The sequence below is a fragment of the Pseudotabrizicola sp. genome, assembly GCF_030656345.1.
In the GTDB taxonomy this organism is placed as follows: Bacteria; Pseudomonadota; Alphaproteobacteria; order Rhodobacterales; family Rhodobacteraceae; genus Pseudotabrizicola.
Genome location: NZ_JAUSNR010000023.1, coordinates 143,430 through 159,121 on the forward strand (window position 1 = coordinate 143,430; position 15,692 = coordinate 159,121).

The window sequence follows — 15,692 nt, forward strand, 5'->3', positions numbered from 1 at the left end:
GTTTGAGTGGTGCCCCTAACGCGAGGCGTGGAAATTCTGGCCCAGACTTGCCGGAGCGTTCAGTGCAGCCTTGCCCTTGCCCGAAGACATGATGACCAACACCAGAATGGTTATCAGATACGGCGACATCGACAAGTATTCGACCGGAATACGCGCCCCCGCCGCCTGCAGATTAAGCTGAAGTACCGAGATTCCGCCAAAAAGATAGGCACCGATCAGCGCGCGCCACGGACGCCAGGCCGCAAACACCACAATCGCCAGCGCAATCCAGCCCGCCCCTGATGTGATGCCATCGGTCCACTGCGGCACCCTGACCATGCTGATATAGGCCCCGCCCAAGCCCGCCATCGCCCCCCCGAACAGGATCGCCAGCATCCGGATCTTGCGCACCTTGTAGCCAAGGGCATGCGCCGCATCATGGCTTTCGCCCACCGCGCGCAGGATCAGCCCGGTGCGGGTGGCTTTCAGCACCCACCACGTCGCCGCGACCGAGGCAATCGAGGCGTAAACCACCCAGTCATGGCTGAACAAAACCCGGCCAAAGAACGGAATATCCGCCAGCGGGCCAAGCGGCACCGCCCCGGTGGCAGGCGGGCGGATGCCGACAAAGCTTTGCCCCATCAAGGATGACAATCCCAGCCCGAACAGGGTCAGCGCAAGGCCGGATGCCACCTGATTGGCCAGCAGAAACTGCGTCAGCACCCCGAAGATAAACGCCATGCACGCGCCGCCGATGGCCCCGCCGACAAAGCCCAGCACCGCACTGCCGGTCTGGACCGAGACGATAAAGCCGCAGACGGCGCCCATGATCATCATGCCTTCCACCCCAAGGTTCAGCACCCCGGCGCGTTCCACCACCAGCTCGCCGATGGCGGCAAGGATGATCGGCACCGAAGCCACCATCAGCGCTGAAATCAGCAGCGCCGGATCAATTCCTCCGAACATCAGATGGCCTCCTTCTTATGGGCAAGGCGGATGCGGTAATTGCTGAGCAGATCGACGGCCAGCAGGAAAAACAGCAGCATCCCCTGAAACGCCTGAATGGCGGCGGCAGGCAGGCCCAGCATGAACTGCGCAAGCTCGCCGCCGATATAGGTCAGCGCCATCAACAGCCCCGCCAGCAGAATGCCAATGGGGTTCAACCGGCCAAGAAACGCCACGATAATCGCGGTAAAGCCATAGCCCACGTTGAAATCAATGCTGATCTGCCCGGCAGGCCCCGACACCTCGAACAGGCCCGCCAGCCCCGCCAAAGCCCCGGAAATCCCCATGCACAGCAGCACCAGCCCGGTCGGGTTCACCCCGGCATAGCGCGCGGCGCGCGGGGCCTGCCCGGCCAGCTTGATGTGAAAGCCAAGGATATGGCGCTGCAGCAGGATATAGGCCGCAATCACCGCCATCAACGCCGCGATCACCCCCCAATGCATGCCGGTGCCCGCAATCAGTTCGGGGTTAGACGCGGCAGGGTACTGGCTCAGGTTCCGGCTGCCCGGAAAGCCGCCGCCTTGCGGATTGCGCAGCAGGCCCAGCGACATCGACGACAGGAAGTTCTGCGCGATATAGACCATCAGCAGACTGACCAGAATCTCGTTGGTGTTGAATTTCGTCTTCAGCACCGCCGGAATCATCGCCCAGATCCAGCCGCCGAACGCGCCTGCAATCACCATCAGCGGAAAGATGAACCAGTGGTCGGCAGGATAGAACGCCAGCCCGACCCCCGCGCCGAACAGCGCCCCCATAATATACTGGCCCTCGGCCCCGATGTTCCAGATCCCGGCCCGGAAGCCCAGGGAAAGCCCGATGGCGATCAAAATCAGCGGCCCCGCCTTCACCAGCAGTTGCGGCCGCGAATAGGCCGCAAACTGCGGGTGAAACAACGGGTCCCAGAAGATCGTGCGAATGGCCTCGAACGGGTTTTTCCCCAGCGCGGCAAACATCAGCCCGCCCGCAATCATCGTCAGCACCACCGCCAGAATCGGCGTCGCCCCCTGCCAGAACCGGCTGGGTGAGGGTCTCTTTTCAAGCCTCAGCATGGAGCCGCCCCTTCATCTTGATACAAATACTCATCTTGTCGCCGCCTGCTGCACTGCGCTCAGTGGCCATGATGCGCCACCTCCATGCCATGCGCGCCGCCCATCATCAGCCCGATCTCGTCTATCGTCAGCCCCGCCACCGGGCGCGGCGAGGTCAGCCGCCCCTCGTTCAGCGCGGCGAAGGTGTCGGCGATTTCCAGCAGCTCATCCAGATCCTGGCTGATCACCACCACCGCCGCCCCTCCGGCGGCGCGGTCGAGGATCGCCTGCCGGATGCTGGCCGCCGCCGCCGCATCAACACCCCATGTCGGCTGGTTGATCACGATCACCGTCGGCGTCTGGCTCAGCTCACGCCCCACCACGAATTTCTGCAGGTTGCCGCCCGACAGCGCCCGCGCTGCCACATGGGTGCCCGGCGTGCGCACGTCGAAGTCCTTGACGATACCGGCGGCAAACGCCTCTGTCGCGCCCCAGTCGATGAAGCCGTTCTTCGTCAAACCCTTGCGCAAGGCCCCCGACAGCAGCGCATTCTCGACCAATGACATGTCCGGTGCCGCCGCATGGCCCAGCCGTTCTTCGGGGGCCGCCACCAGCCCCAGCGCCCGACGCTCATTCGGGCCGGTTTGCCCCACGCCCGCGCCGTCGATCCTGACCGCGCCCTGCGCTGCCCGCACCTCACCCGACAGCGCCAGCAGCAATTCGTCCTGCCCGTTGCCCGCCACCCCGGCGATGCCCAGCACCTCACCCTTGGCCACCTTGAAGCTGACATTCTTCAAAGAGGTGCCAAAGGGAATGGGCGAGGCGACCGACAGATCCACCACTTCCAGCGCCGTCGCCCCTTTGGTGCCGCCCGCCCGTTCCGGCGGGGTCAGTGTGGCCCCAATCATCAGCTCTGCCATCTCGCGCGCCGACCGCTCACGCGGGGTGCAGGTTGCCACCACCTTGCCGCGCCGCAGGATCGTCGCCTCGTCACACAGCGTGCGGATCTCTTCCAGCTTGTGGCTGATATACAGGATCGCGGTGCCTTCCGCCGACAGCTGGCGCAGGGTGCGGAACAGGATGTCCACCTCCTGCGGGGTCAGAACGCTTGTCGGCTCGTCCATGATCAGCAGCTTGGGGTCCTGCAGCAGACAGCGCACAATCTCCACCCGCTGCCGCTCTCCGGCGGACAGATCGCCCACCATCCGGCCCGGGTCCAGCGGCAAGCCGTATTCCTCGCTGACCGACTTGATGCGGCTGGCCAGCTCCTTCATGGGGGGCGGATTTTCCATGCCAAGGGCGACGTTTTCGGCGACATTCAGCGCCTCGAACAGGCTGAAATGCTGGAACACCATGGCCACGCCGCTCGCCCGTGCGGCCCGAGGCTCGGCGGGCGTATAGGCCGCCCCGCGCAGGGTCATCTGCCCCGAGTCCGGTTTCACCAGACCGTAGATCATCTTGACCAGCGTTGACTTCCCGGCGCCATTTTCGCCGAGCAGGGCGTGAATCTCGCCCTCAGAAATCGCGAAAGACACATCAGAGTTCGCGACCACGCCGGGATAGGCCTTTGTCACCCCCTCGACGCGCAACAGTTCGGGCCGTGTCATAGGGCGTTCTCCTTGAGCAAAGGGATGGCGGTCTGCCGCAGAACGGCCTGCGCCACGCCGATGGCGATGGCCTGAGGGTGCTTGCCCAGGGCAGGGTCGCCAATCGGGCAATCAATGCGGGCGATTTGGCCCGGCGCGTGGCCAAGAGCGGCCAGCCGCGAGCGGAACCGCGCCCATTTGGTGGCCGATCCGATCACCCCGGCGCGGGCAAAACCGTGGGTCAGCAGACGGTGGCACAGATCCAGATCAAGCGCATGGCTATAGGTCAGCACCAGATGCTCGGCACCGCGCGGCGCATGCGGCACCAAACGTGCCGCATCGGCGCAGGGCAGGGCGGTCACGCCCTTGGGGATCGTATCGGGAAAGCGGTCTGCTGCAACATCCACCCATGTAACCCGCAGCCCCGGCAGCGGGGCCAGCACCCCCACCAGCGCCCGGCCCACATGCCCGGCACCCCAGATCCACAGATCGCGCGCCGGGGCCGCCACCGGCTCCACGAACCAGCCCTGCACCAGCTGCGGCTCTGGCATCACGCCTTGCCCCCGCGCCCGGTCCAGCAACCGTTTCACCCCCAGCGGCATCGCCCGCCCATCGGTGCTGCGCGCCACCACCCCGGCCTCGGCCATGGGCAGGCACCCGGCGTCATACACTTCGGTCAACAGCGTGACCGCGCCACCGCAGCATTGCCCAAGCGCAGGCCCCAAAGGCACCCGCCGCAGGCGATGCCCGCCCGCCGCCAGCATCGCCCGCGCGTCAGCCGCCGCCTCATATTCCAGCGCGCCGCCGCCGATGGTCCCTGATTGCCCATCCGCCCAGACCAGCATTGCCGCCCCCGGCTCTCGCGGCGATGACCCGTCATGCGCGGCAATCACCACCCGCGCGACAGCCCCATGCGCCGCCACCACTGCCGCCAGCTCCGCCAGATCAAACATCGCCACGCACCCGACCCACCGCCGCCAGAACCCGTTCGGCTGTGGCGGGCGCGTCCAGTGCCGGATAGCCCGGCCCGCAAGCCGCCACCGCATCCGAGAGCGCATACAGCGCCGAGATGCCCAGCATGAACGGCGGCTCGCCCACCGCTTTCGACCGGCCCACCGTGTCTTCGCGGTTGGGCTGCCCCCAGAGGGCCACGTTGAACACATCGGGCCGGTCCGAACAGGCGGGGATCTTGTAGGTGCTGGGGGCATGCGTGGTCAGCCGCCCCTTGCCATCCCAGACCAGCTCTTCCGTGGTCAGCCAGCCCGCGCCCTGAACGTAAGCCCCCTCGATCTGCCCGATATCCAGCGCCGAATTCAGGCTGCTGCCGGTATCGTGCAACAGATCGGCGCGCAGAATGCGGTTTTCGCCGGTCAGCGTGTCGATCACCACCTCTGTCACCGCCGCGCCATAGGCGAAGTACAGGAAGGGCCGCCCCTTACCCGCCTTGCGGTCCCATTGCAGCTTTGGCGTGGCGTAGAACCCGGTCGACGACAGGCTGACTCGCGCCTGATAGGCCCACATCGCCACGCGTGCGAAGTCATAAACCTCACCCGCCACCTTGACGACGCCACCTTCAAACCGCACCGACGCCGGGTCGGCCTGATGCTTGCCCGCGACAAACTCTGCCATCCGGTCGCGGATGGTGATGCAGGCCGCCCGGGCTGCCATGCCGTTCAGGTCAGACCCGGAACTGGCCGCCGTGGCGCTGGTGTTGGGCACCTTGGCGGTATCGGTCGCGGTGATCTTCACCACCGCAGGGTCCACCCCGAACACCCCCGCCGCCACCTGCGCCACCTTCTGGAACAGACCTTGCCCCATCTCGGTGCCGCCATGGTTCAGGTGGATCGACCCATCCTGATACACATGCACCAAAGCGCCGGCCTGATTCAGATGCGTCAGCGTGAACGAAATCCCGAACTTCACCGGCGTCAGCGCAATCCCGCGCTTGAGGATCGGCGACGTCGCATTCCAGGCCGCAATCGCCGCCCGCCGCGCCGCGTAATCCGATGTCTCCACCAGCCGCCCCACCAGCTCATGCCCGATGAAATCCTCCACCGGCATGAAAAACGGCGTGCTCTGCCCTGCCGCATTCATCTTGGCGAAAATACTCTCGGGGGTAGTCCATTGGTTTCGCCATTGGTTCGAGGAACCAATGGACTGGGGGGGCGAAGCGCCCCCGGGGGTTGCCGCAATCGCCCCGCGTGAGGTCAGGTCCACCTCGTCATCCACCGGCGGGCGGTCCGGCGCGGTATCCGCCAGACTGGCCTCCCCGCCCGGCAAATCCCCGCCGACCATCGCCGCATAGAAATTCACCCGCCGCACCTCCAGCGGGTCGCAGCCCAGCGTATGTGCCACATGGTCCATCACCCGTTCGATCCCCACCATGCCCTGCGGCCCGCCAAAACCGCGGAAGGCGGTGGCGCTTTGGGTGTGGGTTTTCAGGCGATGGCTTTCGATACGGATGTCAGGCAGGTGATAGCAGTTGTCGGCATGCAGCATGGCACGGTCAGCCACCGGCAAGGACAGGTCCTGCGCCCAGCCGCAACGGAACAGGTGGGTGAAGTCCACCCCGGTCAGCTTGCCCTGATCATCAAACCCGGCGCGATAGAGGATGCGCAGGTCATGGCGCTTGCCGGTGATCATCATGTCGTCATCGCGGTCATAGCGCATCTTGGCGGGTCGCCCGGTACGGGACGCCACCACGGCGCAGGCGATGGCCAGCGCGTTGCCCTGAGATTCCTTGCCGCCAAAACCGCCGCCCATCCGCCGCACCTCGACCCGCACGGCGCTCATCGGCAGGTGCAGGGCGTGGGCGACCTTGTGCTGGATCTCGGACGGGTGCTGGGTGGACGAATGCACCAGCAGATCGCCGCCCTCCAGCGGCAGGCAGGCCGCGACCTGACCCTCCAGATAGAAATGCTCTTGCCCGCCGACCTCGAACCGGCCTTCTACCTGATGCGGGGCCGCGTCAATCGCGCGGGCGGCATCGCCCTTGACCCAGATCACCGGCCCGTCCTCGAACCGGCTGTTGGCGGCCAAGGCGTCATCCACTGTCAACAACGCTGGCTTTTCGGCATAGCTGACCTTGGCCAGCCGTGCCGCCTTGCGCGCTGCCAGATGGCTGTCGGCGGCCACCAGAAACAGCGGCATCCCCAGATAATGCACCGGCCCGGTCGAAATCATCGGTTCGTCATGGGCCGAGGGGCTGCAATCGGGCACCTCGTCAAAATCCTGTGGCCCATAGACCGCCACCACGCCGGGAGCGGCGCGCACCTCCGACAGGTCGAGCGCTGTCACATCGCCATGGGCGATGGTTGACAGGCCAAAGGCCAGATGCAGCGCATTGCCGGGCAGCGGGATGTCATCGACATAGCGTGCCTGTCCGGTCACATGCAGTGGGGCCGCGTCATGCGGCAGGGGTTTGCCCATGCTCATGCCCGCACCTCCAGAACTGACACCGATACACCGGCAAGATCATGCACATAGCGCCGCAGCATGTTCTGCGCGGTGGTCAGCCGATAGGCCGCACTTGCCCGCATGTCAGAGAGCGGCGCGAAATCCTGCGTCATCAGAGCCGCCGCCGCGTCCGCCGTTTCCGGCGTCATCGGTCTGCCGATCAGCGCGCCCTCTACCGCCGCCGCCCGTTTCGGCGTGCCCGCCATGCCGCCAAAGGCGATGCGGGCCGAGGTGATCACCCCATCCGCCGTTTCCAGATTGAAGCAGCCGCAGACGGCCGAGATATCCTGATCGAACCGCTTCGACAGCTTGTAGCAACGCAGGTTCGGGGCAGTTGCGGGGATGGTCACGGCTTCGACAAATTCCCCCGGCTGCCGGTCCTGCTTGCGATACGCGATAAAGAAATCCTCCAGCGCCATCTCGCGCCGCACATCGCCGCGGCGCAGGTGCAGGGTGGCTCCCAGTGCGATCAAGGCCGGTGGCCCGTCACCGATGGGCGAGCCATTGGCAATATTGCCGCCGATGGTGGCCGCATTGCGCACCTGCTCGCTGGAATAGCGCCGCAGCAATTCGCCGAAGGACGGAAAGCGCGGGGCGAGGGCGCCGCGCAGATCGGCAATGGTGACAGCAGCGCCAATGCGCAGGGTGTCGCCCTGATCATCGATTTGGCGCAGGTCTTCGATGCCCGCCACAAACGCCACCGGCGACAGCGCGCGCAGCTGTTTGGTGACCCAAAGGCCGACATCCGTCGCCCCGGCGATCAGCGTGGCGTCGGGGCTGGCGAGGTACCAAGCCGCCAGCTCGTCACTGTTGCGCGGGCGGAAGCCGTGCAGGGGGGCTGCCTGCCCCCCTCGGCCTGCGGCCTCACCCCCCGGGGATACTTGAGGACTAAAAATATCACGATCCGTCGTCATCCAGGCCGGCACCGGAGCGACCTCAGCCGCCTGTGCCGCGCGGATGATCGGGGCATAGCCGGTACAGCGGCACAGGTTGCCGGCCAGCTGGTCATCGTGGTCGGTGGCGCCGTTCAGATGGGCTGTTGCCATCGACACGATGAACCCCGGTGTGCAGAAGCCGCATTGCGATCCGTGGTGATCGATCATCGCCTGCTGCACCGGATGCGCCTCGCCGTTCGGCCCGGCGATGCCTTCGACCGTGCGCACCGCCTTGCCGTCCAGCTGCGGCAGGAACAGAATGCAGGCGTTCAGCGCGCGGCTGCCATTTGCATCGGTGACCATCACCGTGCAGGCCCCGCAATCGCCCTCGTTGCAGCCCTCTTTGGTGCCGGTCAGCCCACGGCTTTCGCGCAGCCAGTCCAGAAGCGTCCGCGTGGGCGCCTCGTCGGACACGCGGACAGGCGCTCCGTTCAGGTGAAACGCAATCTGCGACATATGTGTTCGTCCGCCGCCTTCTCCCCGTTCGAGGTTTTCTGCATACCCGCCCGATGCGGCGTAAAACGGGTATGCACCCCTTATCTCCCTGTCAGATCATCAAGCAAGGCGATGCGCCACAAGGCAAGACAAATATCCGGGCCCGCATTTGAAGCACCATCGGGATTTGCCGAAGAATGAGGCGCCCTTTCCCCCGGAGGGATGCTTCGCTAGGCTAGCCCTATGTCACAGCACCCACGATTCATTCACCTGCGCGTCCACACCGAACATTCCTTGCTGGAAGGGGCGGTGCCGGTCAAGTCACTGGTCAAGCTGGCGGTGGCGGGGCAGATGCCGGCCATTGCGGTGACCGACACCAACAACATGTTTGCGGCACTGGAATTTTCGGTGACCGCGCAGGGGGCCGGGGTGCAGCCGATTGTCGGCTGTCAGGTCAGTCTGGCCCATGATCCGGCCCAGCCCGGCGAGCGGCCCCGTGCGCCCGCGCCCATCGTCCTGTTGGCGCAGAACGATGCGGGCTACATGAACCTGATGAAGCTGAACTCCTGCCTGTACCTGCGCGGCGACGGGCAGCTGCCGCATGTGACGGTGGACGATCTGACCCGCCATGCCGAGGGGCTGATCTGCCTGACCGGGGGGCCGGACGGCCCGCTGGGCCGGTTTCTGCAGGCCGGGCAGATGCCAAAGGCGCGCGCGCTGCTGGAGCAGTTGGCGGCGGCCTTTCAGGACCGGCTGTATGTCGAGTTGCAGCGCCATCCCGGCGAAGGGGGCAAACTGCCGCCCGCCGAGGCCGGGTCGGAGCGCGGCCATGTCGAGCTGGCCTATGACATGGGCCTGCCGCTGGTGGCGACCAATGATGTCTACTTCCCCAAGGCCGAGATGTATGAGGCGCATGACGCGCTGATCTGCATTGCCGAGGGGGCCTATGTGGACCAGCAGCAGCCCCGCCGCCGCCTGACCCCGCAGCACTATTTCAAATCTGAGTCTGAAATGTGCGCCCTGTTCGCCGATCTGCCCGAGGCGCTGGAGAATACGGTGGAAATCGCCCGGCGCTGCGCCTTTGCCGCCTATAAGCGCAAGCCGATCCTGCCGAAGTTCGCCGATGACGAGGTCAACGAGCTGCGCCGTCAGGCCAATGCCGGGTTGCAGGCGCGACTGGCCATCATCCCCCATGCGGTGACGGTGGAAGAGTATCAGGCCCGTCTGGATTTTGAGCTGAACGTGATCGAGGGCATGGGCTTTCCCGGCTATTTCCTTATCGTGGCCGATTTCATCAAATGGGCCAAGGATCATGGTATTCCGGTCGGGCCCGGGCGCGGGTCGGGGGCCGGATCGCTGGTTGCCTATGCGCTGACCATCACCGATCTTGATCCCTTGCGCTATGCGCTGCTGTTCGAGCGGTTCCTGAACCCGGAACGGGTCAGCATGCCCGACTTCGACATCGACTTCTGCATGGACCGCCGGGAAGAGGTGATCCAGTACGTTCAAGCGAAATATGGCCGCGACAAGGTGGGGCAGATCATCACCTTCGGCGCACTGCTGTCCAAGGCCGCTGTGCGCGACGTGGGGCGGGTGCTGCAGCTGTCCTACGGGCAGGTCGACCGGCTGTCGAAGATGATCCCGGTCGAAGGGGTGAAGCCGGTCAGCATCACCAAGGCATTGGCGGACGAGCCGCGCCTGCGTGAGGCCGCGAAGGAAGAGGTGGTGGGGCGGCTCTTGGGCTATGCCCAGCAGATCGAAGGCTTGTACCGCAACGCATCAACCCACGCCGCCGGGGTGGTGATCGGTGACCGCCCGCTGGACGAGCTGGTGCCGCTGTATCAGGACCCGCGCTCCGATATGCCCGCCACCCAGTTCAACATGAAATGGGTCGAGGCGGCGGGGTTGGTCAAGTTCGACTTTCTGGGGCTGAAAACCCTGACCGTCATTCAGAACGCGATGGACCTGCTCGCCCTGCGCGGCGTGTCCTTTGACATCAACCTGATCCCGCTGGACGACAAGCCCAGCTATGAGCTGTATGCCGCCGCGAAAACGGTCGCGGTGTTTCAGGTGGAATCCAGCGGCATGATGGATGCGCTGCGCCGGATGAAGCCGACCTGTATCGAGGATATCGTGGCACTGGTGGCGCTGTACCGTCCCGGCCCGATGGAGAATATCCCGGTTTATTGTGAGGTGAAGAACGGGCTGCGCGAGATATCCTCGCTGCACCCGACCATCGATCCGATTCTGAAAGAGACGCAAGGCATCATCGTTTATCAGGAACAGGTGATGCAGATCGCGCAGGTCATGGGCGGCTATTCCCTTGGCGGGGCCGACCTGTTGCGCCGCGCGATGGGCAAAAAGATCGCCGAGGAAATGGCGAAAGAGCGGCCCAAGTTTATTGAGGGCGCGAAGAAGACCCACGGCATCGACGCGAAAAAGGCGGGCGAGGTCTTTGACCTGCTGGAGAAATTCGCCAATTACGGTTTCAACAAATCCCACGCCGCTGCCTATGCGGTGGTCTCGTATCAGACCGCCTATCTGAAGGCGAATTACCCGGTTGAATTCATGGCCGGGGTGATGAACTGCGATATTCACCTGACCGATAAACTCGCCGTCTACAAACGCGAGGTGGACAAGCTGGGGATCACCATGGTCGCGCCTTGTGTGAACCGCAGTCTTGCCACCTTTACTGTGCGCGACGGCGCGTTGATCTATGCCCTTGGTGCATTGAAAAACGTTGGTGTCGAGGCGATGAAGCTGATTGTCGAGGCGCGCGTCGAAAAGCCTTTCGCCAACCTGTTCGATTTTGCCCGGCGCGTGGATCTCAAACGCGTCGGCAAGCGCCCGATGGAAATGCTGGCCCGCGCCGGGGCGTTTGATCAGCTCGACCCCAACCGCGCCCGCGTGTTCGAGGCGCTCGACGCGCTGGTCGCCTATTCCGCCGCGATCCATGAGGCGAAATCCAGCAATCAGGTGTCGCTGTTCGGCGAGGCCGGGGCAGACATACCCGAACCCCGCTTGGCCTTCCGCGATGACTGGCAGCCGGTGGAACGGCTGGGGCATGAACATCAGGCGGTCGGCTTCTATCTGTCGGGCCACCCGCTGGATGATTACATGGGGCCGCTGAAACGCCGCGATGTGAAGACCCTGACCGAGATTACCCAACTTGCCCAACGCGGCCCGCTGATTGCGAAAATCGCAGGCTCGGTCGCGTCAAAGCAAGAGCGTAAATCGGCCAAGGGCAACCGCTTTGCCTTTGTCCAGTTGTCGGACCCGACCGGCCTGTATGAGGTGACCGTGTTCTCTGACGTGCTGGAAGCCGCGCGTGAGTTTCTGGAACCGGGGCGTAATGTGGTGCTGACGGTGAAGGTTGATCCCGATGGCGATGGCGTCAAGCTGCTGGCCAACGGCGTGCAACCCATCGACGCGGTGGCCGATCAGGCCGGCGCGTCAGACCTGCGCATCCACCTGAACCGGGCCGAGGCGGTGCCGTCGCTCGCCACCCTGCTGGGCAAGGTAGAGGGCCGCAACCGCGCCCGCATCACCCTCTGCGTGCCCGACGATCAGGGCCGCGAGATAGATCTGATCCTGCCGCAGCAATACCCGGTTACGCCGCAGATCAAGGGCGCGATCAAGGCGATGCAGGGTGTGGTGATGATCGAGGAGGTGTGAGGGGGTTGAATAGTAGCCTTCCGGACTTTCGATCATACTATTTTATTTTCAGGAGCGTGTTCAGCTACCGCTTTCTATCTTTGGATAACTGTTTTGGTCAAAGAATGGATCCTTTTCCCAGCCTTGTTCCTCTTGAATGATCTCGCGAAAAACTACAGCGATCCAATGCTCAAGACATGCACAGGCATGCTCAAATTCCTTGAAAAGTTGGCTTTGATTGTACCCAACGCGGTCGGAACTTTTATTTCGGCCAAAAGCTTCTTTCCGTGATGTGCCAAATCTGAATAGATCACCTAGAGGGTCTACAGCATGCAAATTCTCAACAAGCCGGTCGGTTGCTTCCAGCCGCGTGTCATTTGTAATGGAATATCCATTGCCGATCAACCATACCCGCCCTTGATTCCAGAGCAATTCCAAATCGTGGACAAACTTCACTGTGCTAGCTTCATCCCCAACTTTCCATCTAATCGTTTCAATTAGAGACTTGAGGTAAAGTTCGATGGTCTGTCGGATCATATGAAGAACTGGGGACGTCCAATTCGACATATTCGGGTCTTCGCACTGACGTAAAATCAGAGCCTGTGCCGCAATTTTGAAGTCAAATGCTGCCAGCCCATAATCAAAATCCGCATTATGAATTTCGCAATATGAAACACTGGGATTTGTATTTCTGAACGCTTCGCTTGGTCCGTTCCAAATTTCAAAGTGGAATCTCTCGTCAGGATGTTTGTCGTTCCCCCTCACCGCAACCCGAACTCCGCCATCGCCTCCGCCAGTCCCGGCGGCAGGGCCTCTTCCTTCTCGCGCCCCGGCAGCAGGTCGGGCGGGGCATCTTTCGGGTCCAGATAGCGCCAGCCCTGGAACGGGCGGCGGGGCACGGCCTGGGTGCGGGTCACTTCGGCATCGAGCACGATGGCGCAGCGGGAGATGCCATCCTCGCCCGTCACCTGCTCCAGCCCGACAATCCGCTGCCGCGCCAGCACCACGCCCTTGATCACCCAATACAGCGAGCCACCCGCCAGCACCTCATCGGCGCGTTTGGGCCACATGCGGGTGACATGCACCGCACGGCCCTTGGGCCAGCGCGCGCGCTGGCTGCGCTGCCAGTCCAGCAGATCCTCGACGGAGTCGGCCCCGACGCAGAGTTTCAGGATGTGAATATGATCTGCCACCGACTCGGTCCCCATTCAGAAGGGCAGAGCATAGGCCGCTCATTGGTGAGGGCAAGGCGTTGACCCTTGCGCTTTAGGGGCGTATTTTGTGGTCTTCGCGAAATTCCCCACAAATACAAGGCTGTCCCATGACCCGATTCGCTGCGCCCATTGCCGAACAGATCTGGGACATGAAATACCGGCTGAAAGCGCAGGACGGCACCGCGATTGACGGCTCGGTCGAAGATACCTGGCGGCGTATCGCCCGCGCCATTGCGGCGGTCGAGAAAGACCCGGCCAAGTGGGAGGATAAATTCTACCACGCGCTGGAAGATTTCAAATACCTGCCCGCAGGCCGCATCACCGCAGGCGCGGGCACCGGGCGGGCGGTCACCCTGTTCAACTGCTTTGTCATGGGCACCATTCCCGACAACATGGGCGGAATTTTCGACGGGCTGAAAGAGGCCGCGCTGACCATGCAGCAGGGCGGCGGCATCGGCTATGATTTCAGCACCATCCGCCCGCGCGGGGCCGAGGTGAAGGGGGTGGCCGCCGATGCTTCCGGCCCGCTGTCCTTCATGGATGTCTGGGATGCGATGTGCCGCACCATCATGTCGGCGGGCAGCCGCCGGGGCGCGATGATGGCTACCATGCGCTGCGACCATCCCGATATCGAGGCGTTCATCGAGGCCAAGAAAGACCCCGCGCGGTTGCGCATGTTCAACCTGTCGGTGCTGGTGACAGACCCGTTCATGGCGGCGGTCAAGGCGGATGGCCCGTGGGAACTGGTGTTCGGCGACAAGGTCTACAAGACCCTGCAGGCCCGTGATCTGTGGAACAAGATCATGCGCAACACTTTTGATTTTGCCGAACCGGGTGTGATCTTCATCGACCGTATCAATGCGATGAACAACCTGAGCTATTGCGAAACCATCGCCGCCACCAACCCCTGCGGCGAACAGCCGTTGCCGCCTTATGGGGCTTGCCTTCTGGGCAGCATCAACATGGCGGCGCTGATCGCGAACCCGTTTGCCGATGATGCCGCGCTTGATCTGGACGCACTGGATGATCTGGTCCGCACCGCCGTGCGGATGATGGACAATGTGGTCGATGCCAGCCGCTTTCCCCTGCCGCAGCAAGAGGCCGAGGCGCAGGCCAAGCGCCGGATTGGCCTTGGCGTCACCGGGCTTGCCGATGCGCTGCTGATGATCGGCGCGCGCTATGGCAGTGTCGAGGCTGCCGCGATCACCGAACAATGGATGCACGCCATCGCGCGGTCGTCCTACCTCGCCTCGGCGGACCTTGCCCGCGAAAAGGGGGCCTTCCCGCTGTTTGATGCCGATAAATTCCTCGCCTCCGGCTCGCTGCAGCATATGGATGCCGATGTGAAGGATGCGATCCGCCAGCACGGCATCCGCAATGCGCTGCTGACCTCGATTGCCCCTACCGGCACCATCAGCCTGTACGCGGGCAATGTGTCATCGGGGATCGAGCCGGTGTTTGCCTATGCCTACACCCGCAAGGTGCTGCAAAAAGACGGCTCGCGCACCGAAGAAGAGGTGGTCGACTACGCCGTCCGCCTGTGGCGTGAAAAGTTCGGTGACGCGGCGCTGCCCGACCATTTCGTGAACGCCCAGACCCTGCCGCCGCTGGACCATGTGCGGATGCAGGCCGCCGCGCAGAAATGGGTCGACAGCAGCATTTCCAAAACCATCAACTGCCCCGAGGATATCAGCTTTGACGATTTCCAGCAGGTCTATATGGCGGCTTGGGATCAGGGCTGCAAAGGCTGCACCACCTACCGCCCCAATGATGTGACCGGCTCGGTGCTGACCGTATCGGAATCGTCGGACAAAACCCCGTCCGAGGCCCCTGTCGCGCAACAGGACGGCGAGGTGATCTACCTCTCCGAACCGCTCGACCGCCCCGCAGCACTGGAAGGGGCCACCTACAAGCTGAAATGGCCAGGGTCGGAACACGCGCTTTATATCACCGTGAATGACATCATCATCTCCGGCCACCGCCGCCCGTTCGAGGTGTTCATCAACTCCAAGAATATGGAGCATTTCGCCTGGACCGTCGCCCTGACCCGGATGATCTCTGCCGTGTTCCGCCGGGGCGGTGACATTTCCTTTGTGGTCGAAGAGCTGAAAGCCGTGTTCGACCCGCGCGGCGGGGCCTGGATGGAGGGCAAATACATCCCCTCCATCCTGGCCGCCATCGGCGGGGTGATCGAACGCCACCTGATCGAGATCGGCTTCATCGAAGGCGAAGGCATGGGCCTGAAATCCGACCCGCAAGCCGAGGTCGTCGCTATCGGCGCGACCCCGCGCGGCAAAAGCTGCTCCAGCTGCGGCAGCTATGACCTGCGCATGATAGAGGGCTGCATGACCTGCGCCTCCTGCGGCTATTCGAAGTGCGGCTGATGTGAAAAGGGCGGCA

At 63.6% G+C, this 15,692-nt stretch carries 10 protein-coding genes; 2 read left to right on the forward strand and 8 right to left on the reverse strand.

Going from position 1 to position 15,692, the window contains the following annotated elements:
- Positions 1–15 precede the first annotated feature (15 nt).
- From Q7J44_RS13600 to xdhA, 6 genes are read right to left on the reverse strand one after another with little or no spacing between them, the layout of a single operon-like run.
- Positions 16–945: an ABC transporter permease gene (locus tag Q7J44_RS13600; protein ID WP_304880715.1), complete on the reverse strand. Its 930-nt coding sequence runs from the start codon at positions 943–945 to the stop codon at positions 16–18.
- On the reverse strand, positions 945–2,033 hold the full coding sequence (locus tag Q7J44_RS13605) for an ABC transporter permease (protein ID WP_304880716.1): 1,089 nt from the start codon (positions 2,031–2,033) through the stop codon (positions 945–947). Before Q7J44_RS13605 ends, Q7J44_RS13600 begins: the two co-directional genes overlap by 1 nt.
- 59 nt (positions 2,034–2,092) lie before the next feature.
- Positions 2,093–3,619 (reverse strand): ABC transporter ATP-binding protein, encoded by a 1,527-nt coding sequence (locus Q7J44_RS13610; protein ID WP_304880718.1) that lies wholly within the window; start codon positions 3,617–3,619, stop codon positions 2,093–2,095.
- Positions 3,616–4,551, reverse strand: a complete 936-nt coding sequence (gene xdhC / locus Q7J44_RS13615; protein ID WP_304880720.1) for a xanthine dehydrogenase accessory protein XdhC — start codon at positions 4,549–4,551, stop codon at positions 3,616–3,618. The genes Q7J44_RS13610 and xdhC overlap by 4 nt, the downstream gene beginning before the upstream one ends.
- Entirely contained in the window at positions 4,544–7,033 is a 2,490-nt protein-coding gene (locus Q7J44_RS13620) for a xanthine dehydrogenase molybdopterin binding subunit (RefSeq protein ID WP_304880722.1), read from the reverse strand. The genes xdhC and Q7J44_RS13620 overlap by 8 nt, the downstream gene beginning before the upstream one ends.
- Entirely contained in the window at positions 7,030–8,445 is a 1,416-nt protein-coding gene (gene xdhA, locus Q7J44_RS13625; protein ID WP_304880724.1) for a xanthine dehydrogenase small subunit, read from the reverse strand. Before xdhA ends, Q7J44_RS13620 begins: the two co-directional genes overlap by 4 nt.
- A 222-nt stretch (positions 8,446–8,667) precedes the next feature.
- Between xdhA and dnaE the strand changes: the two genes are divergently transcribed.
- The gene (dnaE, locus tag Q7J44_RS13630) at positions 8,668–12,099 is read left to right on the forward strand and encodes a DNA polymerase III subunit alpha (protein WP_304880726.1); all 3,432 of its coding nucleotides are present in this window, start codon (positions 8,668–8,670) and stop codon (positions 12,097–12,099) included.
- A 60-nt stretch (positions 12,100–12,159) separates the two neighbouring features.
- On the opposite strand, the gene Q7J44_RS13635 is transcribed toward dnaE, so the two are convergent.
- Together Q7J44_RS13635 and Q7J44_RS13640 are read right to left on the reverse strand one after the other, a co-directional pair.
- The gene (locus Q7J44_RS13635) at positions 12,160–12,843 is read right to left on the reverse strand and encodes a hypothetical protein (RefSeq protein WP_304880728.1); all 684 of its coding nucleotides are present in this window, start codon (positions 12,841–12,843) and stop codon (positions 12,160–12,162) included.
- On the reverse strand, positions 12,840–13,271 hold the full coding sequence (locus tag Q7J44_RS13640) for a DUF1489 family protein (protein ID WP_304880729.1): 432 nt from the start codon (positions 13,269–13,271) through the stop codon (positions 12,840–12,842). The genes Q7J44_RS13635 and Q7J44_RS13640 overlap by 4 nt, the downstream gene beginning before the upstream one ends.
- Positions 13,272–13,399: 128 nt before the next feature.
- On the opposite strand from Q7J44_RS13640, the gene Q7J44_RS13645 reads away from it, so the two are divergent.
- Positions 13,400–15,676, forward strand: coding sequence for an adenosylcobalamin-dependent ribonucleoside-diphosphate reductase (locus Q7J44_RS13645; RefSeq protein WP_304880731.1), 2,277 nt, complete (start codon positions 13,400–13,402; stop codon positions 15,674–15,676).
- Positions 15,677–15,692: the final 16 nt, after the last annotated feature.